25 protein-coding genes, 1 tRNA gene and 1 other RNA gene are annotated in these 22,607 nt (G+C 72.3%); 13 read left to right on the top strand and 14 right to left on the bottom strand.

Translation table 11 applies throughout. The features are described from left to right. The first annotated feature begins 37 nt into the window (after window positions 1-37). On the top strand, window positions 38-736 hold the full coding sequence (locus AB0C87_RS05835; protein WP_360576656.1) for a hypothetical protein: 699 nt from the start codon (window positions 38-40) through the stop codon (window positions 734-736). Here AB0C87_RS05835 and AB0C87_RS05830 read toward each other — a convergent pair. Further along, complete coding sequence (locus tag AB0C87_RS05830) at window positions 714-1,382, bottom strand: TetR family transcriptional regulator (RefSeq protein WP_345178866.1); 669 nt, start codon at window positions 1,380-1,382, stop codon at window positions 714-716. The genes AB0C87_RS05835 and AB0C87_RS05830 overlap by 23 nt on opposite strands. A 93-nt stretch (window positions 1,383-1,475) precedes the next feature. Between AB0C87_RS05830 and AB0C87_RS05825 the strand changes: the two genes are divergently transcribed. Further along, entirely contained in the window at window positions 1,476-1,895 is a 420-nt protein-coding gene (locus AB0C87_RS05825) for a nuclear transport factor 2 family protein (protein WP_345178863.1), read from the top strand. On the opposite strand, the gene AB0C87_RS05820 is transcribed toward AB0C87_RS05825, so the two are convergent. Beyond that, entirely contained in the window at window positions 1,885-2,979 is a 1,095-nt protein-coding gene (locus AB0C87_RS05820; protein WP_353833840.1) for an aspartate-semialdehyde dehydrogenase, read from the bottom strand. The genes AB0C87_RS05825 and AB0C87_RS05820 overlap by 11 nt on opposite strands. 176 nt (window positions 2,980-3,155) lie before the next feature. Then, window positions 3,156-4,430, bottom strand: coding sequence for an aspartate kinase (locus AB0C87_RS05815; RefSeq protein ID WP_345178859.1), 1,275 nt, complete (start codon window positions 4,428-4,430; stop codon window positions 3,156-3,158). Window positions 4,431-4,731: 301 nt separating this feature from the next. Here AB0C87_RS05815 and AB0C87_RS05810 point away from each other — a divergent pair, with 301 nt between their 5' ends. The 3 genes from AB0C87_RS05810 (at window position 4,732) to AB0C87_RS05800 (ending at window position 7,509) form a co-directional block, all read left to right on the top strand. Beyond that, window positions 4,732-5,751, top strand: coding sequence for a hypothetical protein (locus AB0C87_RS05810; protein WP_360576655.1), 1,020 nt, complete (start codon window positions 4,732-4,734; stop codon window positions 5,749-5,751). Between the two features lie 246 nt (window positions 5,752-5,997). Beyond that, window positions 5,998-7,215: a hypothetical protein gene (locus AB0C87_RS05805; RefSeq protein WP_345178856.1), complete on the top strand. Its 1,218-nt coding sequence runs from the start codon at window positions 5,998-6,000 to the stop codon at window positions 7,213-7,215. A gap of 33 nt (window positions 7,216-7,248) precedes the next feature. Continuing rightward, a complete protein-coding gene (locus tag AB0C87_RS05800) occupies window positions 7,249-7,509 on the top strand; it encodes a peptidoglycan-binding domain-containing protein (protein ID WP_345178855.1) in 261 nt (86 codons plus the stop codon). 70 nt (window positions 7,510-7,579) lie between these two features. On the opposite strand, the gene AB0C87_RS05795 is transcribed toward AB0C87_RS05800, so the two are convergent. Beyond that, complete coding sequence (locus AB0C87_RS05795) at window positions 7,580-9,022, bottom strand: MFS transporter (RefSeq protein WP_360576654.1); 1,443 nt, start codon at window positions 9,020-9,022, stop codon at window positions 7,580-7,582. Window positions 9,023-9,114: 92 nt separating this feature from the next. Between AB0C87_RS05795 and AB0C87_RS05790 the strand changes: the two genes are divergently transcribed. After that, entirely contained in the window at window positions 9,115-9,609 is a 495-nt protein-coding gene (locus AB0C87_RS05790; protein ID WP_345178851.1) for a helix-turn-helix domain-containing protein, read from the top strand. 64 nt (window positions 9,610-9,673) lie between these two features. Here the strand turns inward: AB0C87_RS05790 and AB0C87_RS05785 are convergent, their stop codons facing one another. Next, entirely contained in the window at window positions 9,674-10,522 is an 849-nt protein-coding gene (locus AB0C87_RS05785; RefSeq protein WP_360576653.1) for an LLM class flavin-dependent oxidoreductase, read from the bottom strand. A gap of 41 nt (window positions 10,523-10,563) precedes the next feature. Beyond that, complete coding sequence (locus tag AB0C87_RS05780) at window positions 10,564-11,121, bottom strand: FAD-dependent monooxygenase (protein ID WP_360576652.1); 558 nt, start codon at window positions 11,119-11,121, stop codon at window positions 10,564-10,566. A gap of 105 nt (window positions 11,122-11,226) precedes the next feature. On the opposite strand from AB0C87_RS05780, the gene AB0C87_RS05775 reads away from it, so the two are divergent. The 3 genes from AB0C87_RS05775 (at window position 11,227) to AB0C87_RS05765 (ending at window position 13,433) form a co-directional block, all read left to right on the top strand. Beyond that, a complete protein-coding gene (locus tag AB0C87_RS05775) occupies window positions 11,227-11,403 on the top strand; it encodes a hypothetical protein (protein ID WP_345178842.1) in 177 nt (58 codons plus the stop codon). Then, a complete protein-coding gene (locus AB0C87_RS05770; protein ID WP_353833836.1) occupies window positions 11,393-12,826 on the top strand; it encodes a glycosyltransferase in 1,434 nt (477 codons plus the stop codon). The genes AB0C87_RS05775 and AB0C87_RS05770 overlap by 11 nt, the downstream gene beginning before the upstream one ends. A gap of 250 nt (window positions 12,827-13,076) precedes the next feature. After that, complete coding sequence (locus tag AB0C87_RS05765; protein ID WP_353833835.1) at window positions 13,077-13,433, top strand: hypothetical protein; 357 nt, start codon at window positions 13,077-13,079, stop codon at window positions 13,431-13,433. 34 nt (window positions 13,434-13,467) lie between these two features. Here the strand turns inward: AB0C87_RS05765 and AB0C87_RS05760 are convergent, their stop codons facing one another. From AB0C87_RS05760 to ffs, 5 genes are all read right to left on the bottom strand, one after another. Next, window positions 13,468-14,025: a DUF5063 domain-containing protein gene (locus tag AB0C87_RS05760; protein WP_345178836.1), complete on the bottom strand. Its 558-nt coding sequence runs from the start codon at window positions 14,023-14,025 to the stop codon at window positions 13,468-13,470. Continuing rightward, window positions 14,018-14,617, bottom strand: coding sequence for a recombination mediator RecR (gene recR / locus AB0C87_RS05755; protein WP_345178833.1), 600 nt, complete (start codon window positions 14,615-14,617; stop codon window positions 14,018-14,020). The genes AB0C87_RS05760 and recR overlap by 8 nt, the downstream gene beginning before the upstream one ends. 42 nt (window positions 14,618-14,659) lie before the next feature. Beyond that, a complete protein-coding gene (locus AB0C87_RS05750) occupies window positions 14,660-15,028 on the bottom strand; it encodes a YbaB/EbfC family nucleoid-associated protein (RefSeq protein WP_345178832.1) in 369 nt (122 codons plus the stop codon). 187 nt (window positions 15,029-15,215) lie between these two features. Continuing rightward, window positions 15,216-17,642, bottom strand: a complete 2,427-nt coding sequence (locus AB0C87_RS05745; protein ID WP_360576651.1) for a DNA polymerase III subunit gamma and tau — start codon at window positions 17,640-17,642, stop codon at window positions 15,216-15,218. Window positions 17,643-17,727: 85 nt separating this feature from the next. Beyond that, an RNA gene (gene ffs / locus AB0C87_RS05740) (signal recognition particle sRNA small type) lies at window positions 17,728-17,823 on the bottom strand. A gap of 59 nt (window positions 17,824-17,882) precedes the next feature. Between ffs and AB0C87_RS05735 the strand changes: the two genes are divergently transcribed. Beyond that, window positions 17,883-18,227, top strand: a complete 345-nt coding sequence (locus tag AB0C87_RS05735; protein ID WP_345178828.1) for a DUF952 domain-containing protein — start codon at window positions 17,883-17,885, stop codon at window positions 18,225-18,227. A gap of 10 nt (window positions 18,228-18,237) precedes the next feature. Beyond that, a tRNA-Ser gene (locus tag AB0C87_RS05730) sits at window positions 18,238-18,322 on the top strand. Window positions 18,323-18,401: 79 nt separating this feature from the next. Here the strand turns inward: AB0C87_RS05730 and AB0C87_RS05725 are convergent. Together AB0C87_RS05725 and AB0C87_RS05720 are read right to left on the bottom strand one after the other, a co-directional pair. Beyond that, window positions 18,402-19,427: a hypothetical protein gene (locus tag AB0C87_RS05725; protein ID WP_353834660.1), complete on the bottom strand. Its 1,026-nt coding sequence runs from the start codon at window positions 19,425-19,427 to the stop codon at window positions 18,402-18,404. A gap of 60 nt (window positions 19,428-19,487) precedes the next feature. Then, window positions 19,488-19,940, bottom strand: coding sequence for an Lrp/AsnC family transcriptional regulator (locus AB0C87_RS05720; RefSeq protein ID WP_345178822.1), 453 nt, complete (start codon window positions 19,938-19,940; stop codon window positions 19,488-19,490). 76 nt (window positions 19,941-20,016) lie between these two features. Here AB0C87_RS05720 and AB0C87_RS05715 point away from each other — a divergent pair, with 76 nt between their 5' ends. Further along, window positions 20,017-20,955: an SMP-30/gluconolactonase/LRE family protein gene (locus tag AB0C87_RS05715; protein WP_353834659.1), complete on the top strand. Its 939-nt coding sequence runs from the start codon at window positions 20,017-20,019 to the stop codon at window positions 20,953-20,955. A 20-nt stretch (window positions 20,956-20,975) separates the two neighbouring features. On the opposite strand, the gene AB0C87_RS05710 is transcribed toward AB0C87_RS05715, so the two are convergent. After that, window positions 20,976-21,473, bottom strand: a complete 498-nt coding sequence (locus AB0C87_RS05710; protein WP_353834658.1) for a MarR family transcriptional regulator — start codon at window positions 21,471-21,473, stop codon at window positions 20,976-20,978. Between the two features lie 117 nt (window positions 21,474-21,590). Between AB0C87_RS05710 and AB0C87_RS05705 the strand changes: the two genes are divergently transcribed. Further along, the gene (locus AB0C87_RS05705; protein WP_353834657.1) at window positions 21,591-22,535 is read left to right on the top strand and encodes a zinc-binding dehydrogenase; all 945 of its coding nucleotides are present in this window, start codon (window positions 21,591-21,593) and stop codon (window positions 22,533-22,535) included. Window positions 22,536-22,607 lie beyond the last annotated feature (72 nt).

The following is a 22,607-nucleotide window of genomic DNA, read 5'->3' as shown; positions in this document are numbered from 1 at the left end:
ATCGCCCATGCCACGGCCGTGCAGCGTCCACTGCGCCATGCCGTCGAGGTGCGGCCGCGCGCCCGGCGTCGCCGGTCATCCGGCCTTCCGCCGGGCGGCCGCCGCGACCGCGCTCGCCATCGCCGCCACGATGCTCGCGCTCGCCCCTCCCCGCGCGTCCGCCGCGACCCGCCCTCCACCGGGTCCGCCGCCCGCGTCCGACGCCGGGCCGCCGATCCCGGCCGGGCGCCTGCTCGCCACGGTGCCCGCGCCCCGTCCCGGAGCCGGGTCGCCGGCCGCGCGGAGACGGACCGTCCCGCCGCGCGACGATCCGCCGGACCTGCCGAGCTCGCAGCGCCTGGACCAGCAGTTCGCCGAGTACGCGCTGCGGGCGAGCGGCATCGGCTGGCGCTCCACCGGCGGCTGCTCCGACCGGACGGTGCGGACCTGCACCTCCTTCGAGGGCATCCGGTGGGGGACGATCAGGAGCCTGATCGAGTTCGCGGAGTCGAGCGGCTGCGAGATCGTCGTCACCGGCGGCACCGAGCACGGGCACGCGGGCGGCGCCTACAGCCACGCCAACGGCTACAAGATCGACATCGCGACCGGAGCCTGCGTCGACGAGGCGGTGCGGCGCTACCCGTTCACCGGCGTGCGCGGGGACGGCGCGCGGCTCCACCGGTCCCCCGAGGGCGTCGTCTTCGCCCGCGAGAAGGACCACTGGGACATCACGATCAGGCGCGGACCTCGCGGATGATGCCCACCAGCTCGCGGGTCACCGACTTGAAGCCGGGGATGCGCGACATCGCGACCATGCGGTTGACCAGCGGGACCGTCCGCTCGACGAGGAGGTAGGTCTTGCGGCAGCCGGGCGAGCTGTCGTGCACCCAGTACAGCACGATGCCCATCGAGTAGATCCACAGCAGCTCGGGCAGCTCCGCCCGGAACTCTTTGTCGATCTTCAGGTCGGAGCCCTCGACGACCTCGCGGTAGATCGCCACCGCCGAGTCGCGGGCGGGCCCGGACTCGGCGCTGAACGGGTTGAGCGGGCTGGTCGGCTCGGCGGCGAACTTGAAGAACTTCCCGGCGAACTCGTGGTACGGGACCATCGTGTCGACCCGGGCCCTGAGGACGCCCAGCAGCCGGGGCGCGAACTCGCGCTCGGTGTCGAGGACGGCCCTGCAGGCGGCGACGTGCTCGTCCTGCAGCTCGTCGTAGTACGCCTGGATCAGCTCTTCCTTGGACCCGAAGTAGTAGTAGGCGTTGCCGACCGAGACACCCGCCTCCTTGGCGATCGCCCGCATGGTCGTCTGCTCGTATCCCCGCTCCCGGAACAGGCGCAGCGCCGTTTCGACGATCAGGGCGCGCGTCTGCTCGGACTTCACGGCCTTCGTCTCGGTCACGCATGCCACCCTAAGCCCGAGTACGGCCTCCCGCTCATGGCGCCGCCCGCCGCGCGGCGCAACCCGGCGCCCGGGCCCGGTGTTTCACCGAGCATGGCCGATGCCCTGAAAGCACTCGAACGCTTCTACGCCGCCGAGGCGGACTACCTGGCCGCCGGCGGCCCCGGCAAGGGGGACTTCTCCGTGATGGCCGCCCATCTCACCCCGGACGTCGTCATGCACCAGGCGCCCAGCCTCCCCTACGGCGGGACGTGGCGCGGCCACGACGGCATGGAGCGGTTCATGGCCGTGATGAGCGAGCTGTGGTCGGAGCTGACGTTCCGCGAGCAGCACTACGCCGTGGACGGCGAGACGGTGACGGTCCGCAACGACTGCGTCTTCCGGGCCCGCGCGACCGGGCGGGAGGTCGACACGTCCGTCCTGCAGTGGATCACGGTGCGGGACGGCCTGGTCAGCGAGTTCCGCCCCTTCTACCTGGACACCGCCGCCGTCCTCGCGGCCCTCAGGGGGTGAGCTCGGCGGCGACCAGCTCGGCGATCTGGGCGGTGTTGAGCGCGGCGCCGTTGCGGAGGTTGTCGCCGCAGAGGAAGAGGTCGAGCGCCTTCGGATCGTCCAGCGAGCGCCGCACCCGCCCCACCCAGGCGGGGTCGGTGCCGACGACGTCCGCGGGCGTCGGGAACTCCTGCGTCTCCGGGTTGTCGCACAGGACGACGCCGGGCGACCCGGCGAGGACGGCCTGCGCCTCCCGCTGGTCAACCCGGTTCTCGAACACCGCGTGGACCGACAGCGAGTGCGCCGTCACCACCGGGACGCGGACGCAGGTCGCCGTCACCCGCAGGTCGCGCAGGCCGAGCACCTTCCTCGCCTCCTCCCGGATCCCGAGCTCCTCCGAGCTCCAGCCGCCGTCGCGCACCTCGCCCGCCCACGGCACGACGTTCATCGCGAGCGGCGCCGGGAACGGCCCGAGCTCGCCCACCGCGCGGCGCAGGTCGCCCGCGCGGGTGCCGAGCGCGCGGTCGCCGCCGACCTTCTCCATCTGCTCGTACAGCGTGTCGACGCCCTCCACCCCCGCCCCCGACGCGGCCTGGTAGGACGACACGACGAGCTCCCGCAGCCCGTACCGCTGGTGCAGCGCGCCGACCACCGTGATCATCGAGAGCGTGGTGCAGCCGGGGCTCGCGACGATCCCGCGGGGACGCCGGCGCACCCGCTCCGGGTTCACCTCCGGGACGACGAGCGGCACGTCCGGCGCCATCCGGAACGCCCCAGAGTGGTCGACCGCCACGGCGCCGCGGTCCGTCGCGACGGGCGCCCACCGCGCGGCCACCGCGTCGGGCACCGCGAACACCGCGATGTCGACGCCGTCGAACACCTCGGGCGCCAGCGCCGCCACCGGGGCCTGGGCGCCCCGCAGCGGCAGCGCCCGTCCCGCCGACCGGGGCGAGGCGACCAGCCGGATCTCCCCGTACACGTCGCGGCGGGTGGTCAGCAGGTCGATCATCACGGCCCCGACGGCCCCCGTGGCTCCGACGACGGCGAGCGTCGGCCCGTCCGTCCCGCTGGTCCTCGCGCCGGCCGTCCGGGCATTCGGGGCCATGGTCGCGTCACCCTCTCGCCGTCGAGTCGTGTCCGCACGTCCAACTCCCGCCGCGTCCGGGCGGTTCCCTATACGACCCTGCCACCGGGGGCGGTCGGCATCAGCGTCATGCGCCACAGGCCGGGCATGCCGAAGCGGGCCGCACGACGACCCGTGCGGCCCGCTTCGGCGTGCGGTCAGCGGCCGGTGCCCCCGTAGACGACGGCCTCGACCTGCTCGGCGTCCAGGTCGAAGGCGCGGTGCGCGGCGGCGACGGCGGTGTCGATGTCGTCCTGGGCGACGACGACCGAGATCCGGATCTCCGAGGTGGAGATCATCTCGATGTTCACGCCGGCCTCGGCGATCGCGCCGAACAGCGACGCGGTGACGCCCGGGTGCGAGCGCATCCCGGCGCCGATCAGCGACACCTTGCCGATGCGGTCGTCGTAGCGCAGCGACTCGAAGCCGATCTTCTCCTTGAGCTTGTTCAGCGCGGTGAGGGCGCTCTGCCCGTCGGTGGACGGCAGCGTGAACGAGATGTCGGTGCGCCCGGTCGACGCCGCCGACACGTTCTGCACGATCATGTCGATGTTGATCTCGGCCTCGGACAGCACCGTGAAGATCGTGGCGGCCTCACCGACCTTGTCGGGCACCCCGACCACGGTGATCTTGGCCTCGCTCCGGTCGTGCGCGACGCCGGAGATGATCGCCTGCTCCATGTCCTGTCCTTCGATCTCGCTGCTGTCGACGACCCACGTCCCCACCTTCTGGCTGAACGAGGACCGCACGTGGATCGGGATGTTGTAGCGGCGCGCGTACTCCACGCAGCGCAGATGCAGGATCTTCGCCCCGCTGGCCGCCATCTCCAGCATCTCCTCGTAGGAGATCTTCGGGATCTTGCGCGCGGCGGTCACGATGCGCGGGTCGGCGGTGAAGACGCCGTCGACGTCGGAGTAGATCTCGCAGACGTCGGCGTCGAGCGCCGCCGCGAGCGCGACGGCCGTGGTGTCGGACCCGCCGCGGCCGAGCGTCGTGATGTCCTTGGTCCCCTGCGAGACGCCCTGGAATCCGGCCACGATGCAGATCGAGCCGCCGTCCAGCGCGGTCCGGATCCGTCCCGGCGTCACATCGATGATCTTGGCTTTGCCGTGCGAGCCGTCGGTGATCACACCGGCCTGGGAGCCGGTGAACGAGCGGGCCTCGTGGCCCAGGTTCGCGATGGCCATGGCCAGCAGCGCCATCGAGATCCGCTCGCCGGCGGTGAGCAGCATGTCCAGCTCACGGCCGGGCGGCAGGGGGCTGACCTGCTTGGCCATGTCGATGAGGTCATCCGTCGTGTCGCCCATGGCGGAGACCACGACGACCACGTCGTTGCCCGCCTTCTTCGTTGCGACGATGCGCTGGGCGACCCGCTTGACGCCTTCGGCGTCGGCGACGGAGGAGCCACCGTACTTCTGCACGACAAGAGCCACGAGTGGGCGCTCCTCGGATCGGGGTCGGGCGTTTCTGGTCATCGAGTCTACAGAGGCGGAACCCATGGATCACGACCAGGTAACTCTCCCCGTCCCCGGCAGCCCCCGGACGTCGTCGCCTTCCTCGGCCCACCCTCCCGGCCCGGCGAGCGGGGCTCGTCAGGCCGGGAGATCGGGGCCCGGACCGGGCGTTCGAACGCACGGGTCTCCTCGGGCAGATCGCCTACCGGTTATTACGAGTGTCTGACGTGCGACGTCCCAGCCTGGCGGAACGACCCTCGTTGATCTTTGGATAGCGATCATGGCAAACCTCTCCAAGGCGGCCGTGGGCCGCCGCGCCGCCGTGCTGGCCGCCGCGCCGCTGCTGCTCGGCCTGGCGACCCCCCTCACCGCGCGGGCGGCGGCCGTCGCCGTCGAGTCGACGAGCGTCACACCGTCCACCATCAGCGCCGGGCAGGAGGCGCTCCAGAAGGTCACCCTGACCGAGCCCGCGCCCGCCGGCGGGACCGTCGTCGAGCTGCGCGACCTGACCGAGTTCGGGGATCCGAACTACGCCAGGTCGACCGGGCGCAAGGTCACCGTGCCGGAGGGTAAGCAGACCGTCACCTTCCCGATCCGGGTGGAGTCGGGAAGCGAGACGACCGCGACGCGGCTGCAGGCGTCCGCCAACGGCACCGCGGCGGAAACGGCCATCACTGTGGTGCCGCCGGACTGGCGCGAGCAAGGGGTGACGAACTTCTGGGTCAAGCAGCAGTACGGGGAGGCGATCGCGGTGACCGGCACGACGGTCACCGGCACCGTGCGCATCCAGTCACCGGCGCCCGTCGGCGGGCTCGCCGTCGACATCCGCAACGACCCGACCTGGAACGGGACTGCCTACTCCGCGCCCTACGTCGTCGTGCCCGCGGGCGCCACCAGCGCCACGTTCCCGATCAGCGTCTCCGCCGACAGGAGCCCGCGCCACGTGGGGATGACGGCGGACCTCGGCAACAACGTGATGACCTCCAGCCTGATCGGGGTGCCCAAGCAGTTCTCCGTCGGCCAGGTCAGGGAGATCCGGAACACCCCCGGCTACTGGCCGAACTACGGCGTGGTGGGACTCGGCGACGTCTGGCACCCGTTCGGCGCGGTGATCAAGCTGACGAGCGACACCCCGGGCGTCACCGTGCCGCCCGAGCTGCAGCTGTCGTCCTCCGACGTCGGGCGAAGCTTCCCCGTCGGGGTGGACCGGTCCGTCCCGATCGGGACGAAGGTGAAGATCACCGCCACCTGGGTGCTCGGCCCGTCCCCGGTGACCACCGAGATCACCATCCAGGACTGACCGCCCGGGTCCGGCCCGCCGACGCGTCACCGCCGATCGCCGGTGCCCATCCACCGGATGGCGCCGGCGGTGTTCGGTGGCTTTCGCGGGGCGTCACCCCGGGTGGCGCGGCCTTGCGCAGCGGGCCGGGCGGTAGGGACGACCGTGGCGCAGAATGTACGCGCCATGGATCCCGGCGGCCGAGACGCCCGAATAGCGTGGGGATCGAGGGCGGTGCACGGGCGAGTGCCGTACCGAGGGGTGCCGATGTGGCGTTGGCTGGCGCGGATGCCGATCGCGTCGCGGATACACGAGTGGAACCGTGAGCGGACGTCCTGGGTCCTCTGCGAGGGAGTGCACGCGAACGTCCGGGAACTGGACGCGCAACTGAACTCGAAGAGCGCGCGCCCCCGCTCCACCGAGCAGGCGCAACTCGTCTCGAACGCCTTCCTGGCCCTGGACGATGCCCGCCGGGTCCTCGACATCGACGAGCACCCTCGGGGCCGGAGCGCGTCGCATGTGGCAGCGGCGCAGATGTACGTCAACTCCGCACGCACCATGTGGTTGCGGACGCTTCCCCCCGAGGAACTCGCACCTCACCTGCCGGACCTGTTCGCCATCATCAAGCAGCATCTCCCCCCGGACGACACCCGCCGCATCGCCGCCGAGAAGGCCGCGTGGGAACTGCAGCAGGCGGGGTCGGCGAACCACGCCGCCCAGGACACGGGAGGCCGGCAACACTGGTGGACGGCGACGCGCGGCACCGACGATTCCACGCCGTCGGCCCCGGCGCTGTCGGCCGTGCTGGACGCGGTCGACGCCGCGCGGGAGGCCTCTCTCAAGGAGAGGCTGCGCGCGGCGAACTTCGCGCGCCTCGTCTGGCTCACCGCGCTCGGCCTGTTCTGCCTCGCGTGCGGCATCGCCGTGGCCGGGGCCATCTGGAAGTCGGCCGTGCCGCTGTGCTTCACGCCGGGGAACCAGGTCGCCTGTCCCAGCAGGACCTCCAGCGCGTCGCCCCTGCCTTCCCCAGGCTCGGTCGCGTCGCCTGGGGACTACGCCATCGTCGAGATCGCCGGGGTCACGGCGGCCTGTATCGCGGCCGCCTCCGCTCTGCGGAAGGTCAAGGGATCCACGACCTCCTTCGGCATCCCCGTGGCCCTGGCACTCCTGAAACTTCCCACCGGGGCGCTCGTGGCCGTGCTCGGGCTCCTGCTCCTGCGCGGCGAGTTCGTCCCGGGGCTCAGCGCCCTCGACTCGTCGGGCCAGATCATCGCCTGGGCGGTCCTGCTCGGCTACTCGCAGGAGCTGTTCACCAACTTCGTGGACAAGCAGGGCCGCGAAGTGCTGGAAGGCGTTCACGGGACCGCCGATCCGAAGACGCCGCGGGAGACGGTTCCGCAGGCGACGGCGACGACGTCCGTGCCGACGGCGGTGCCGGTGCCGAGCGGCGACGGCGATCGGCGGCCCGCGAGCGCGAACAAGTGAATCAACCCGCCAATCCGTGAGGAGGCGATCAGCATGACCCAGCAGAGCGTTCAGGAAGCGGTGCAGGCTCCGCCCTGGCCGGGCCGGTTCCTCGCCCTGATGCAGGGCGACGACGTCCGCACCTGGCAGGACAAGATGTTCAAGCGCGGCTGGACGAGCCTCGTGGTCGACGGGATCTACGGCACCCACTCGGAGGAGGTCTGCGCGGCCTTCCAGAAGGAGAAGGGGCTGAACGTCGACGGCATCGTCGGGCCGCAGACCTGGGAGGCGACCTGGAAGGCGCCGATCACGTAGCGCTCCGCGCCGCCATCGGGCGGGCGTGCCGGTCACGGCACGCCCGCCCGTCGATTCCTCTCGTTCGGGCCTAGGCGGCGGTCTTGATGGGGGCCTGTGCCGGTTCGGTCGCCCTCGCGGGACGGGTTCGGAGGCCGAACGCCGTGATCAGCGCGGCGGCGACGGCCGCGGCGAAGGGGACGGCCAGGGCCGTTCGCAGTGCGTCGAGGCGGGCTTCGGGGGAGCCGCCCCCGCCGAGCGCCGCGACCTGGACGGCCGTCACGGCGGAAAGGCCGAGGGCCGTGCCGAACTGGATCGCCGTGTAGAGCAGGCCGCCCGCCAGGCCGTGCTCGCTCTCGTCGACGCCGTCCGTGGCCGCCATCGTCAGCGGGCCGTAGGCCAGGGAGAACGCCAGGCCGAGCAGCGCCATGATCGGGAACATGACGGCGTAGGCCCAGTCGAGCCCGACCGGCAGGAAGAGCCCGTAGGAGACGGCCGCGAGGACGAGGCCGCCCAGCAGGACCCGCGGGTTGCCGAAGCGGTTCACCAGGCGCGGGGTCAGCGTCGGCGCGAGCACGGTGTCGACGCCGATGACGAGCATCGCCAGCCCGGTCTGCCAGGTCGTCCATCCCCGCAGTTCCTGCAGGTACAAGGTCATCAGGAACTGGAATCCGGCGAAGGCGCCGATGAACAGCAGCGCGCTCGCGTCCGTCCGGACGAGGGCGGCCGACCGCAGGACGCCGAGCCGGACGAGCGGGCTGGGCGACCGGCGCTCGATCACGGTGAAGGCGGCGAGGAGGAGCAGGCCCGCGGCGAGGACGACGGCGGTCAGCGCGGCGCCCTCGCCGGGGTGCTCCAGCCGGACGACCCCGTAGACGAGGAGGAGCATGGCGCCCGTGACGGCGAACGCGCCCGGCAGGTCGAAGTCGCGGAGCCCCCTCCGCGGCCCGGCGGCGTCCGGGTCGGCGACCAGCGGGACGGCCGCCGCCAGCAGCAGCGCCGACAGGATCACCGGCGCGAAGAACACCCAGCGCCAGCCGAGCGACGTCAGCAGGCCGCCGGCGACGAGGCCGAGCGAGAAGCCGCCCGCGGCCGTCCCGGCGTAGACGCCGAGCGCCCGGGTGCGCGCCGGCCCGGCCGGGAACGCGGCGGTCACCAGCGCGAGCCCCGCCGGGGCCATGAACGCCGACGCGACGCCGGTGACGAACCGCGCGACCAGCAGCATCCAGCCCTCGGTGGCGAGGCCGCCGAGTCCCGAGAACACCAGGAAGACCGTCAGCCAGAACAGGAAGACCCGGCGCCGGCCCAGCAGGTCGGCGGTGCGCCCGCCGAGCAGCATGAACCCGCCGTAGCCGAGCACGTAGGCGCTGATGACGCCGCTCAGCATCCCGGTCGACAACCCCAGGTCCGCCCGGATCGACGGCAGCGCGACGTTGAGCATCGCCACGTCGATCCCCTCCAGGAAGACCGCACCGCACAGGACCAGCAGCGACGCCCAGGCGCGGCGGTCCATGCGGGACGCGGATGTGGACATGACCCGGCTCCTCTCCGTCGAGGCACCGGTTCCCCTGATGGACGCCGGTTCCCTCTTGTTACCGGCAGCATCGTCCGACACCATCGGGAGGCATGGAAGACGGAACATTCGCGTCCCCCGGTTACTGCGGGGTTACCGATGCGGACGAGGCCGTTCTGCAGTGGGACACCCGCAACGACTGCGAGGTCCGGCAGATCCTCGACCGCATCGCGGACAAGTGGTCGCTGCTCGTCATCGCGCTGCTCGACCAGCGCTCCCTGCGCTTCACCGAGCTCCGCCGCCGGATCGACGGCATCAGCCAGCGGATGCTCGCGCGGACGCTCCGGCACCTCGAACGGGACGGGCTCGTCAGCCGCACCGTGCACCCGACCGTCCCGCCGCGGGTCGACTACGCGCTCACGCCGATGGGCGCGACGCTGCACGCGACGATCCGGTCGCTCGTCGTGTGGACGGAGGAGCACCAGAGCGCGATCGCCGCCGCCCGGACCGCCTACGACGCCCGCGTCGAAGCCGAACGGCGGGAGGCCGAGCGGGAGGCCGCCGAACGCGACGCCGTGGCGCGCGACGTCCTCGCCTACCGCCGCTGAGCCCCGCGGCGCGCGAGGATCACAGCCCGTCCCGCGACAGGCCCCGCTCGGCCGTGCCGCGGGGCTAGAGCGCGGGCGGACCCTGCTCGATGCGGCGCAGGACGGGTTCGAGGCGCTCGTTCTCCTCGGTGCCGATGATCCGGCGCTCGTCCCACCAGGTGGCGCCCGCGTCGGCCAGCGGGCCGACCAGGTCGCGGGCGTCGGCGGGGCTGGCGCCGCCGACGACGATCTCGAAGGGCCCGTCGCCCTCCCGGTGCCGCCGGACGTAGGCGGCCAGGTCGCGGACGTCCTCCACGGCGGGCGCGCGGCCGTGGGAGCCGGGGCCGAACAGCGGGACGGCGCCGTCCCAGCGGGCGGCCCGCCGCATCGGCCGCCGGTTGGGCCAGAGCCCGGCGATCCACACCGGCGGCCGCGGCCGCTGCGCCGTCGCGGGCAGCAGCGCCACGTCGTCGGCCCGGTAGTGCCGCCCGTGATGCGTGACCGGTTCGCCGGACCAGTAGCGTTCGAGCAGGCCGAGCCCCTCGTCCAGGCGCTCGGCCAGAAGAGCGGGGTCGGTGGGCTCGCCGAACGCCCCGTACTCGTCGGCGACCGGACCGCCGAGGCCCGCCCCGAAGACGACCCGGCCGCCGCTCAGGACGTCCAGCGTGGCGACCTGGCGGGCCAGCTGCTGCGGACGCCGCCGCGGGACCGGCGTGACCAGCGTCCCGAGCCTGATCCGCTCGGTCGCCAGCGCCGCCGCCGTCAGCAGCATCCACGGATCGCCGAAGGACTTGCGGTCGCTCCTCACATGGACGACGTGGTCCCACACGAACAACCCGTCCCACCCGGCCTGCTCCGCCGCCGCGGCGACGCGCGCGACGGTCCTGGGGTCGGCGAAGTCCCCGAAGTTCGGAATGTTGATCGAATATCGCACCCCCGCATGCTGCGCCCTCCCCCGCGGCCGCGGCAACAGGCTCAGCGGCGAGCGGGATCGGTGGACAGCTCGGAGAGGTTCATCGCCATCGTGCGGTGGACGGCGGGGATCCAGTCGAGAGTGCGCAGCAGGGTGTTGCGCGCGCCGCGCAGCACGGGGCTGCCCACGGTCGCGACGTGGGTCATCCTGTCGGTGAACGCGACGACCTGCTCGGCTACGGGACGGCGCTCGGTCTCGTACTCGTCCAGTACGGAGTCGGGGGCGCCGTCGCCCAGCACGGCGGCGAGCTTGCCGGCGAGGTTGAGGGCGTCCTGGATGCCGGTGTTCATCCCCTGCCCGCCCGCCGGGCTGTGGACGTGGGCGGAGTCGCCGGCCAGGAAGACGCGGCCCGCGCGGTAGCGCGCCGCCAGCCTGTGGTGGACGCGGAAGCGCGAACTCCACACGACGTCCTCGACCAGCGCGGGACGGCGCCTGGGGCCGCGCGCGTCCAGGAGCGCCTGGACGTCGGCGGCGGTCGGCTCCTTGGGCGCCTCGTCGACGGTCGCGACGATGCGGTGCCGCCCGCCGGGGAGCGGCGCGACGACCGGGTCCCCCTCCACGCCCCGCGCACGCCCTGAACCCGCGGCGGCCGGAGGGAGACCCTTTGCGCCGGGCCGGTGATCACTTGAGGGGCCGCGGGGTACGGCGAGGATGATGATCAAACTGTGGCGAAGGGTCTCACCATGTCCTACGGGTCGGCGGCCACCGGCGGAACGCTCGCCTACACGGGACTCGCGATGGGCCACACCTGGTTGGCCGCCGCCGCCCTCGGCCTGGTGCTGCTCGGCTCGGTGCTCGTGAGATTCGGGTTCCGGCGCGGGCGCGGGCCGCTTGAGCACTGAGTTCCAGGCACCGACCGCCCGTTACGTCCCGCCGCGGACCCGGATCATGCTGGCGGCGCTGCCGCTGGCCGGGTTCGCAGTCTGGGCCATGACCCATCTCGTCGCGACCGTCACCACGTTCACGACCTCGTTCGGGGCGATGTGCGTCGCCTGGACGGCCTCGTTCCTGACGTTGTGGTGGGTTCCGGTGTCCTGGATGGAGCGGCCGTTCCGGGCGTCCGGCGAGCAGCGCGCGGCCCTCGACGCTTTGACCGTGGCCGTCCAGGTGCCCGTCTACAACGAGGATCCGGCGGCGCTGCGGGCATGCCTGCGCTCCGTGCTGGCCCAGAGCCGCCGGGTCGACCGCGTCCTCGTCGTCGACGACGGATCCGTGGACGCCCGCGGCAGGCCCGCCACCCTCGACGACGTGCGCCGCGAGTTCGAGGAGGCCGCGTCGGCGCTCGGCGTCGAGACCGCCTGGGAGCGCACCCCGAACCGGGGCAAGCGGTTCGCGCAGATGCACGTCCTCGCCACCGACGACGCCGACGTCTTCGTCACGCTCGACAGCGACTCCGTCCTCGACCGGCACGCCGTCCGGGAGGGGCTGCTGCCGTTCGCGGACCCGCGCGTGCAGTCGGTGGCCGGGCACGTCCTGGTCCTCAACCGGACGGCGAGCCTGCTCACCCGGATGACGTGCGTCCTGTACCTGCCGTTCACGCGCGGCGTGCGCAGCGCCCAGTCGGTGCTGCGGCGGGTGACGATCAACTCGGGGACGCTGGCGTTCTACCGCGGCGACGTCGTCCGCCGCTCCGCGGGCGTGTACGAGCACGAGCGGTTCGCCGGCCGGCCGATGCAGATGAACGACGACTCGATGCTCACGTTCTACGCGCTGCTCCAGGGTGACACCGTCCATCAGCCGAGCGCGATCGCGTTCACGCTGGTTCCAGAACGGCTGGACCACTACCTGAAGCAGCAGCTGCGCTGGATGCGCGGGACGACCGTGCGGCACCTGTGGTGGCTGCGGTACATGCCGGTGACCGGTGCCGTGTTCTGGATGACGGTGAGCGAGTACCTGCACCTGGTGCTCGCAGTGCTGCTGCCGTCGGTACTGCTGCTCGACCCCTCCTCACGGGCGAACCTCGGCGCGGTCGCGGCTTCCGGGACGCAGGTGGGGATCGTCCTGTGCTACCTGTCGGGCCTGCGCATCTTCACGGTGCGGCGCAGCGACGAATCGCCGTGGTCGCGCGCGGCGCTGTTCGCATGCACGCCGTTGATCGCGCTGTGGCGGCTGCTGGTGCTGCGCCCGCTCTACCTGTACGCGATGTGCACGTGCCGCCGGGTCGGCGACTGGGGGACGCGCAAGGCCGTCGAGGTCTCGCTTGCCGAGCCGGCGAGCCTGCCCGCGACGTCGCCTGCTCCCGCCGGCTCTCTCAAGAAGGGTTGACCGGTCGACCCGGCCGAGGCCGGCGGACTGGGGCTGGGGCTGGGGGCTGGGGCGTTAAGGGGCCAAGTGCTGGGTCGATGGGGTTCCTGGGGCGCTGGTGACACGAGGGTTGCCGTGCCGTAAGCGCTATGAGGCCTCCTCGGCCCCGTCCAGATCATTTCTGAGGACCACCCGGACGTGGGGTCAAGCGTCTATGTAAAGGCAGACGTTGGCGGGGTGCCGGGGCCATCTCGTCCACCAGGGAGCCGTCGTGCTCGTACAGCGGCTCGGGGCGGTGCTGTGCGGGGCGGCGGTGAAGGAGTCGATGGGAGAGCTGATGGGCGGATTGGACGAGTTGCCGAAGGTTCGCCGGGGACCCCTGCCGTCCCTCTACGCCGCGCTGCGCCGGAAGGCCCCGCAGGTGGCGGCGGCGCGGCCGGACGGCGGCGGCGGACTGCTGCACGTCTCCTACCGGGGGCAGGAGGCCCGGGTCGCCTGGGACGACGACCTCGAACAGTTCGCCTGGCGGTCCGGAGGCAGCGGCCAGATCGGCTCGGACGTCGAGAAGGCGGCCGAGCTGATCGCGTGGGCGCTCGGCGCGCGAACCGGCCCCGCCGCGTCCGGCTAGGCGAGCCGGTCGGGTCGGGCGGGACCCGGTCAGATCAGGCGGGGGCGGCTTCCGTGGCCGCTTCCGTGGCGACGCTCAGGCGGGCGTTGGCGACGAAGGCGTGCAGGGCTCGCAGGGCGGCGCCGGCGTGGTTGCCCCAGTGGTTGAAGTACGAGTACTGCCACCACCAGAGGGCCTCCAGGGGACGGTCCTGGTTGTAGTGGCGGAGCCCGTGGACGAGGTCGCTGGCGACGTCCACAAGGTCGTCCGACAGCCGGTAGGAGGTCGGCTCGGTGTCCTTGTAGGGGTCGAAGACCTCGACGTACTCGTCCATCGCCTGGAGGCGCTCGGCCAGGCCCTGCCGGATCGAGTCGAGGTCGGGGTCGTCGCCCACCTCGGGCTCCCAGTTGTCCGGGAGGATCACGTCGGCGCTGGCACCGAGCTGCGCGCCCGCCAGGATGACCTGCGACACCTCCAGCAGGAGCAGCGGGATGGTGTGCGTCCCGCCGTCGCCGCGGGCCACCGCCTCCAGGCCGTCCAGGTAGTTGTCGACGTGGCACGCGACGCGTTCGGCGAGGGCGTTCCAGTCCTGCGGGCTGTTGGTGTCAGACATCGAGCAGCCTCCGTCCTTCGAATGCGCGGCCCAGCGTGACCTCGTCGGCGTACTCGAGGTCGCCACCCACCGGAAGGCCGCTGGCCAGTCGGGTGACGGTGATGTCCATGGGCTTGACCAGCCGGGCGAGGTAGGTCGCGGTCGCCTCGCCCTCCAGGTTGGGGTCGGTCGCGAGGATCAGCTCGGTCACCGTCCCGTCCGCGAGCCGCTGCATCAGCTCGCGGATGCGCAGGTCGTCCGGCCCGACCCCCTCGATCGGGCTGATCGCGCCGCCGAGCACGTGGTAGCGGCCCCGGAACTCGCGGGTCTTCTCGATCGCGACGACGTCCTTGGACTCCTCCACCACGCAGATGACGTGGGGGTCGCGGCGCGCGTCACGGCAGATCCGGCATTCCTCTTCCTCCGCGACGTTCCCACAGGTTTTACAGAAGCGGACCTTGTCCTTGACCTCCTTGAGCGCCTTGCCGAGGCGCTCGACGTCGGCCGGATCGGCTGCGAGGAGGTGGAAGGCGATCCGCTGCGCGCTCTTGGGGCCGACGCCGGGCAGCCTGCCCAGCTCGTCGATGAGGTTCTGGACCACCCCTTCGTACAACGGACCCCTCCTTTACTGGTCGTCTTCTGCCCGCGCCCCGGTTCAGGCGCCGCCGAGGCCGGGGAAGCCGCCGGGGATGCCCCCGCCGCCGCCGAGCCCCTGGGCGAGCGGGCCCATCTTCTCCTGCTGGAGCTCCTGCGCCTCGCGGGCGGCGTCGCGGATCGCGGCCAGCACCAGGTCGGCGACCGTCTCCGCCGTGTCGGCCGGGTCGTCGACGTCGATCGCCTTCGGGTCGATCGCCAGGCCCGTGACCTCGCCCTGCCCGTTGACCGTCGCGGTCACGAGCCCGCCGCCGGCGGTCCCCGTCACCTCGGTCTCCGCGAGTTCGCGCTGGGCGTTGAAGAGCTGCTCCTGCATGGCCTGCGCCTGCTGCAGGAGTTCCTGCATGTTCAGCTGACCACCGGGTTCCACGGTGCACTCCCTCTTCCGGCCCCCGAGGGCCTTCTCTCTGGCGCTCCGCCAGCCACCGGACGTCCGTCCCACGAGACTACGGGTTCCCAGGCCGTTTCGGTACGCGAGGACCCCAGCGCGCCATTTCGGAAGCAGATCCGGGATTCGGCCGCCTCCCGGCCCTGCCGCCGGGCTCGGCACGCTGGGCTCAGGAAGCCGAGTTGTCGATCTCGCGGATGATCTGGCCGCCGAGTTCGCGCTGGATGAGGGCCATCCCGCTCATCTCCGCCTCGGTGCCGTCGGCGTCGGCGTCGCCCTCCGGGTCGACCTCGTCGCTCTCGTCCACGGGAGAGGGTTCGGGCGGCGGCGGGGGCTTGTCCGGCGGCGGAGGCGGCGGCTCCGGGCGCCGGTCGGCGCTCGGCGCGGACGGGCGCGCGGACGGCTGGGCGGGCGGCCGCGGCTGCGGTGCCGGGTTCGGTGTGGCCGCCCCACCGAACCCCGAGCTAGGGCCCGGCCTTCCCCCCGGTGGGGACCCGCCGCCGGGCGATCCGCCCACGACCGTCTCGATCCGCCAGTCGACGCCCATCCGCTCCTTGAAGACCTCGCGCAGGACGGCGTCGCGGCCGCCGTTGACGAAGCCGAGGCGGCGTCCCTCCGCGTCGAAGCCGAGGGTGAGGATCCTGCCCTCGAGCGAGATCGGCTGCACCCCGGACATGATGACCATCCAGGTGGCGCGGCTCTTCTGCTTGACGGCCTCGACGACGTCCGGCCAGAGCCGCTGGATGGTGGAGAAGTCCGCCCCTCCGCCACCTGCGCTCGACGCGGCGGGCGCCGGTGGTGCGCTGCAGGGTGCGGGCGGTGCGCTGGACGCGGGCCGCGCGGCGGTCGGCGCGGCCGAGGACTGAGCCGCCGCAGCCGGGCTAGTCGTAGCCGAGGCGGCCGCGGGCGGGGTGCCTGGGACCGGGGTGGCTGCGGCTGCCGTGGCTGGAGCGGCTGTGTTCGGAGCGGTCGTGGCCGGGACGGCTCCACGGTTATCCACAGAACCGGATTCTGCGTGTGCCGTACCGGGGGCGGGGTTGACACTGGAAGTGGGGTCGGCCCCCCGGGAGGGAGGGGACTGGGTTCCGGGAGTTTGAGAACCCCCGTCGCGAGAAGACGTCCCCCCCGGCTGTCCTTGCTGTCCTTGCGGCCCCGAGTGTCCTTGCGGCCCAGACTGACCTGACTGACCTGGCTGGCCCGGCGTTTCCTGCGCGGAACCACCCTGCGCGGGACCACCCTGCGCGGGACCACCCTGCGCGGGACCACCCTGCGCGGGACCACCCTGCGCGGCACCACCCTGCCCCGCGCCGCCCGGGGCGGGGGCCGCCGACGGCGCCGCGGACGCGAAGGCCTGCGCCAGAGGGTCACCGCCCTGCCCGCCGCCGAAGCCGCCCTGGCCACCGCCGAAGCCGCCCTGGCCACCGCCGAAGCCGCCCTGGCCGGCCTGGCGTTCCAGACGGTCGAGGCGCGCGAACATGGACGCCTCGTCCTCGTACGCGGCCGGCAGCAGGATCCGGGCGCAGATCAGTTCCAGCAGCAGCCGCGGGGACGTGGCGCCCCGCATCTCCGTGAGCCCGGTGTGCAGCAGATCGGCGGCACGCGTCAGCTCCCCGGGCCCCATCGAGGACGCCTGGCGCCGCATGCGCTCCAGCTCGTCCGGCGGGAAGTTCAGCAGCCCGGAGCCCGCGGCCTCCGGGACGTTCGACAGGATCACCAGGTCGCGGAGGCGCTCCAGCAGGTCGGCGGTGAAGCGGCGCGGGTCCTGGCCGCTCTCGATCACGCGGTCGATCGCGGCGAACACGGCGGCGCCGTCCCGGGAGGCGAAGGCCGCGACGACCTCGTCCAGCAGCGCGGAGTCGGTGTAGCCGAGCAGCGACACGGCCCGCGCGTACGTGATGCCCTTCTCGTCCGATCCGGCGAGGAGCTGGTCGAGGATCGACAGCGTGTCGCGCGCGGAGCCGGCGCCGGCCCGGACGGCCAGCGGCAGCGCGGACGCCTCGTACGGGACGTCCTCGCTCTTGAGGATCTCCTCGACGAGGTCCTGGAGGACGCCCGGCGGGATCAGCCGGAACGGGTAGTGGTGGGTCCGGGACCGGATCGTCCCGATGACCTTCTCCGGCTCGGTCGTCGCGAACACGAACTTCAGGTGCGGCGGCGGCTCCTCGACGAGCTTCAGCAGCGCGTTGAAGCCCTCGCGGGTGACCATGTGCGCCTCGTCGATGATGTACACCTTGAAGCGCGCCGCGACCGGGGCGAAGAAGGCCCGTTCCCGCAGGTCGCGGGCATCGTCGACTCCGCCGTGGGAGGCGGCGTCGATCTCGATCACGTCGATGTGCCCGGTCCCGGACGGTCCGAGCGCGACGCACGAGTCGCACTTGCCGCACGGGTCGGGGGTCGGCCCCTCCTCGCAGTTCAGCGAGCGGGCGAGGATCCGGGCGCTGGACGTCTTGCCGCAGCCGCGCGGACCGCTGAACAGGTACGCGTGGTTGATCCGGCCGTTGCGCAGCGCCTGCTGGAGGGGATCCGCGACGTGTTCCTGCCCCTTCAGCTCGGCGAACGTCGCTGGCCGGTACTTGCGGTACAGAGCCAGACTCATCGGGGGTCCGCCCTCCCTCGAGAAGCAGAGCGTCAGAAGCGCCGTGTCGCCGTGGACCGGCCGTCGCGGGCCGGTCGCCGTCAAACCAAGGGACCCCCCGCACACCCGCCAGAGCCTGCTTATCCTTGCTGCCTTCCGGCCCTGGGGAGGTTCACAGGGTGACGCCGTGCGAGGGGTCTGCCCAAAGTCTATGGCATCCCCGGCCCCGGATGGCCACGCATTCCAGCGTAGTCTCCGCCCATGCCCGCCTCTTCCCAGGACACGCTCCTGCACATCGCCGAACGAACCCACTGGGAATCCGCCCGGAGCACCGGCGTGGCGTACACCATGTCCACCCTGGGCCGGACCCTGGACGAGGAGGGCTTCATCCACTGCTCGTCCGACCTCGCCCAGGTGGACGGCGTGCTGGGCCGCTTCTACGGCGACGTCCCTCGCGACGCCCTGGTTCTGCTGGTCATCGACGTCTCCCGCCTCGACGCGCCCGTCCGCCACGAGCCCGCCGGGGACGAGCTGTTCCCCCACGTCTACGGACCGATCCCGGTCGACGCCGTTATTGATGTCAGGTCACTGCCCGAGAACCGGTAGGCTTCCGCGTGGAGGATTCGCCTAGTGGCCTAGGGCGCACGCTTGGAAAGCGTGTTGGGTTCACGCCCTCACGAGTTCGAATCTCGTATCCTCCGCTCGCTTAGCGGCAGAACATGACGAAGGGCGGCACCTACAGGTGCCGCCCTTCGGTGCTTCTAGGCCGCAGTCGCCTCGCTACGGCCGAGGCTCCTCAGCCTCTTCGTCGGCCTGCCCGGCTTCGGCGGCCGCCTCCGCACGGGCTTCGCGCAACTCGTCCAGCGCGACCTCGGCCTCGATCCCGAAGTGGTGGCGGCAGGTCCAGGCCTCCAGCGGGAGACCGCCCAGCGATCGCTGCCGCCATCGGTAGGCGCGCCGGCCTCCGGGGGTGAGCATCAGTTCGGCGTCTCTGCGGTAGTCCTCGAAGTCGTCGAGGTCCGGATGGGCGGCGTGGTCGCACGCCGGGGCGTCGTCGCAGCGTCGCGCCGCCGCTTCGAGGGCGGTGATGATCTCGTCCAGGACCTCGACGGACTCGACCCGCTCGGAGACGGCGTAGGGAAGCAGCGCGCAGTTGGCGACCACCAGGCCAGGCAGTTCGGGCGTGTCCTCGCGCGCGGCCTCCAGCAGGGCGCGGGCCTCGTCGACGAGAGTCTCGTAGGGGTCGCCGTAGGGGTGGTCATAGATCACGTCGGAGAGGTACTCCAGCCCCCGCCCGACACTCGCGGGTGCCTGGACGGGGACGTCGTCGAATGCTCCGGGGAAGACGGCCTCGGCCGCAGCCCGCGCGAACCCGGCGACATTGCGCGGGCAGTTCCACCGGCCGGGGTCGTCCAGGGGCGGTCCGGCGCCCACCACCCGCAGCGCCGTCTCCTCCGGCCGGAACCTCCAGGTGAGATTCTCGGCGTCGAAGTCCGTCAGATACGGGTGGTCGGCGTGGTCGCAGGGCGCGCCGTCCAGCCGTTCGGCCGCCGTGGTCATGGCGGCCACGACCGGCGACGCATCGAGCAGAGCCATTCCATCCAGGCGGGCGGCCAGCGTGAGGACGCCCAGCGTCCACGCCAGGGTGTGCGGCCCCTGAGGGGCGGCACCCACATGAGCCGCCGCTCCTTGCATGAGGTCCGTGTACCGCCGCGTGCGGACGCCTGAGGTCTCGGCCCAGTCGGTGGCGAGGGCACGCCAGGCGTCGGGCGAATCCGGAACGGCCGACGGTTCGATTTCGGTCATGCCGGTTCGGACGAAAAGACGATCACGACGGTTCCGGGCCTTGCCCCCGGCGGGGCGGGGTCACTGGCCCATCGGGGAGATCGGGCGTTCGAAGAACGTCTCCAGGACGACCGTCGCCTTCGTCCCGCTGACGCCCTGGATGTCGTACAGCCGCCGCAGGACGTCCTGGAGCCGCGCGGTCGTCGACGTCCGCACCTTGACGAGCACGGACGCGCTGCCCGCGACGACGTGGGCCTCCTGCACCTCCGGGATGGCGGCGAACTCGGCGGCGCGGTCGCCCATCCAGACCGAGGAGTCGATCAGGGCGAAGGCCAGCACGCCCTGCCCGAGCGCGGCCGGCTCCACGTCCACGCTGGTCCGCCGGATGACGCCCCGCTCGCGCATCTTCCGGACCCGCTCGTGGACGGCCCCGGCCGACAGGCCGACCGCCGTGCCGAGCGCCGTGTAGGACCGGGTGGCGTCCTGCTGGAGGAGTTCCAGCAGCTGACGATCGATGTCATCCACGTTCCTCACAGGATGACTGTATCGCGTACGATCATCCCGAAGTTGCTCTGAACGATATTCAGTCAGAACACTATGAGGGGAAACCATGCCCAGGGAAGCGGCCGACGGGGTATATGAGATTCTGGACGAGCGCTTCCGCACCGGACGTTGCTGCCACGGCGACCAGCACCTCGAACGCCTGCACTCCGACGGCCGCTGGGCGGAGGGCCCCCTCTACCTGCCCGCGTGGCGGCAGCTCATCTGGAGCGACATCCCCAACGACCGCATGCTCCGCTGGGACGAGGCCACCGGCGCGGTCTCGACGTTCCGCGCGCCGGCCGGCCACAGCAACGGCAACACCCTCGACGGGCAGGGCCGGTTGATCACCTGCGAGCAGGGCGGGCGCAGGGTCACCAGGACCGAGCCGGACGGCGCCGTCACCGTCATCGCCGACCGCTACGAGGGCAGGCGCCTCAACAGCCCGAACGACGCGGTCGTGCGCTCCGACGGGTCGGTCTGGTTCTCCGACCCCGACTTCGGCATCGCCAGCGACTACGAGGGGCACCGCGCCGAGAGCGAGATCGGGGCCTGCAACGTCTACCGGGCCGATCCGGCGACCGGCGAGGTCCGCCTGGTCGCCGACGGCTTCGGCGGGCCGAACGGCCTTGTGTTCTCCCTGGACGAGCGCCGCCTTTTCGTGTCCGACACCCGGGCCGCGCACATCCGCGTCTTCGACGTCCGCGACGACGGCACGCTCTCGGATGGCGATGTCTTCGCCGAGGCCCGCGACGGCGCCGCCAGGTTCGACAACATCCGTTTCGACCGGGACGGGCGGCTGTGGGCGGCGGCCCTGGAGGACGGCGTGCACTGTTACGCACCGGACGCCACGCTCATCGGGCGCATCCGCGTCCCCGAGCCCGTCTCCAACATCACTTTCGGCGGCCCCAAGAACAACCGCCTGTTCATCACCGCGACGACCGGCCTGTACTCGGTGGTGACCTCGGTGACGGGCCTGCCGAGAACGCCCCAGGTGATCGAGAACTGATCCGCTCGGCCGCCGGCGTGCTACCGCCGGCGGCGGGGCGCCGCCGAACGGGGCGGCGCGGCGCGCATGTGGTCGCGCACCGGCGACAGCAGGTCGGCCAGAGCCTGGGCGTCCTCGCGCGACAGCGGCTGGAAGAGCTGCCGGCTCAGGACCTCGACGTGGCCGGGGAGCACCTTGGCGAGCAGCTCCCGCCCCGCGTCGGTGATCGTGACCGTGACGCCCCGGTCGTCGTCCGCGGAGCGCGTGCGCCTGACCAGCCCCGCCTTCTCGAGCAGGCCGGCCTGATAGGTCAGTCCGCTGCGGCTGTAGACGACGCCGTCGGCCAGGTCGGTCATGCGCTCACTGCCGCTCGGCGAGTCGAGCCCGAGGCGCGCCAGGAGCTGGAACTGCACGTAGCTGAGGTCGCCGGCCTCCCGCAGCTGCTGCTCGACCGCGTGCCGGAGCAGGCCCGCCACCTCCATGAGGGCGAAGTACGCACCCAGCTGGACGGCGTCCAGGGACGGCGGTGTCTCAGACATGCCGAAACCCTACCATCTGCTTCAATTTCAAAGCACTTGCTTCAGATTCGAAGCACTGCTACCGTGTGGGCAAGTGCTTCGGATTCGAAGCACTCTTGGCGGAAGTGAGGCACCACGATGAAGGCAGTGCGATTCCACGAGTACGGAGAGCCCGACGTCCTGCGCTACGAGGACGTCGACCAGCCGGTGCCGGGCGCCGGGCAGGTGCGGGTCCGCGTCGCCGCGACGACGTTCAACGGCGTCGACGGCAACATCCGCGCGGGGTTCATGCAGGGCCCGATGCCCCTGACCCTGCCGCACATCCCCGGGCTGGACGTCGCCGGAACGGTCGACGCGCTCGGTGAGGGCGTGAACGGCCTGGAGATCGGCGACCGGGTCGTCGGCTTCCTGCCGTTCGTCGACGACGGCGCCTCGGCGGAGTACGTCCTCGCGCCCGCCGAGGTCCTCGCGCCGGCTCCGGCGAGCATCCCGCTCGCCGACGCGGCCGCGCTGCCGCTGGTCGGTCTCACCGCGTGGCAGGCGCTCTTCGACCACGCCGGGCTGAAGGCCGGGCAGCGGATCCTGGTCAGCGGCGCCGGCGGAGCCGTGGGCGGCTACGCGGTGCAGCTGGCCAAGGCGGCCGGCGCCCACGTGATCGCCACCGCCAGCCCCCGCAGCGCCGAGCACGTCAGGGCGGCGGGCGCCGACGAGGTCGTCGACCACACCGCCACCCGGGTGAGCGCCGCGGTGACCGAGCCGGTCGACGTCCTGCTCAACCTCGCGCCGATCGACCCCGAGGAGTTCGCGGCGCTGGCCGGCCTGGTCCGCGACGGCGGCGTGGTGGTCGGCACCACCGTGTGGATGCCCGCCCCGGCCGACGAGCGGCGCGGCGTGCGGGCCGTCGACGTCTACGTCCGCAGCGACGCCGGGCAACTGGCGGAACTCGTGGCGCGGGTGGACCGCGGCGCGCTGACCGTCGACGTCGCCGAGCGCGTCCCGCTGGCGGACCTGGCGTCGGTCCACGCCCGGGCCGCCGCGGGGACCCTCCCCGGCAAGGTCGTCGTCGTGCCGGCCGGCGCCTGACCCGCCCGGAAGGCGGCCGCGCGTCCGGCTCGCGAAGATCGCGGTGAATAAACTGTGATCATGGACATCGGC

Source organism: Actinomadura sp. NPDC048021, from assembly GCF_040653135.1.
GTDB classification, from domain to species: domain Bacteria; phylum Actinomycetota; class Actinomycetes; order Streptosporangiales; family Streptosporangiaceae; genus Spirillospora; species Spirillospora verrucosospora.
Note: the sequence above shows the minus strand (reverse complement) of the source record. Positions and strands in the feature narration are given on the sequence as shown.

What these genes read in the sequence shown, in the direction of transcription:
- AB0C87_RS05795 (WP_360576654.1), bottom strand. Translation starts at nt 9,022, where the DNA reads ATGTCCACATCCGCGTCCCGCATGGACCGCCGCGCCTGGGCGTCGCTG.
- AB0C87_RS05825 (WP_345178863.1), top strand. Translation starts at nt 1,476, where the DNA reads ATGGCCGATGCCCTGAAAGCACTCGAACGCTTCTACGCCGCCGAGGCG.
- AB0C87_RS05790 (WP_345178851.1), top strand. Translation starts at nt 9,115, where the DNA reads ATGGAAGACGGAACATTCGCGTCCCCCGGTTACTGCGGGGTTACCGAT.
- AB0C87_RS05810 (WP_360576655.1), top strand. Translation starts at nt 4,732, where the DNA reads ATGGCAAACCTCTCCAAGGCGGCCGTGGGCCGCCGCGCCGCCGTGCTG.
- AB0C87_RS05710 (WP_353834658.1), bottom strand. Translation starts at nt 21,473, where the DNA reads ATGTCTGAGACACCGCCGTCCCTGGACGCCGTCCAGCTGGGTGCGTAC.
- AB0C87_RS05745 (WP_360576651.1), bottom strand. Translation starts at nt 17,642, where the DNA reads ATGAGTCTGGCTCTGTACCGCAAGTACCGGCCAGCGACGTTCGCCGAG.
- AB0C87_RS05725 (WP_353834660.1), bottom strand. Translation starts at nt 19,427, where the DNA reads ATGACCGAAATCGAACCGTCGGCCGTTCCGGATTCGCCCGACGCCTGG.
- AB0C87_RS05835 (WP_360576656.1), top strand. Translation starts at nt 38, where the DNA reads ATGCCGTCGAGGTGCGGCCGCGCGCCCGGCGTCGCCGGTCATCCGGCC.
- AB0C87_RS05715 (WP_353834659.1), top strand. Translation starts at nt 20,017, where the DNA reads ATGCCCAGGGAAGCGGCCGACGGGGTATATGAGATTCTGGACGAGCGC.
- AB0C87_RS05800 (WP_345178855.1), top strand. Translation starts at nt 7,249, where the DNA reads ATGACCCAGCAGAGCGTTCAGGAAGCGGTGCAGGCTCCGCCCTGGCCG.
- AB0C87_RS05805 (WP_345178856.1), top strand. Translation starts at nt 5,998, where the DNA reads ATGTGGCGTTGGCTGGCGCGGATGCCGATCGCGTCGCGGATACACGAG.
- AB0C87_RS05760 (WP_345178836.1), bottom strand. Translation starts at nt 14,025, where the DNA reads ATGTCTGACACCAACAGCCCGCAGGACTGGAACGCCCTCGCCGAACGC.
- AB0C87_RS05705 (WP_353834657.1), top strand. Translation starts at nt 21,591, where the DNA reads ATGAAGGCAGTGCGATTCCACGAGTACGGAGAGCCCGACGTCCTGCGC.
- AB0C87_RS05820 (WP_353833840.1), bottom strand. Translation starts at nt 2,979, where the DNA reads ATGGCCCCGAATGCCCGGACGGCCGGCGCGAGGACCAGCGGGACGGAC.
- AB0C87_RS05735 (WP_345178828.1), top strand. Translation starts at nt 17,883, where the DNA reads ATGCCCGCCTCTTCCCAGGACACGCTCCTGCACATCGCCGAACGAACC.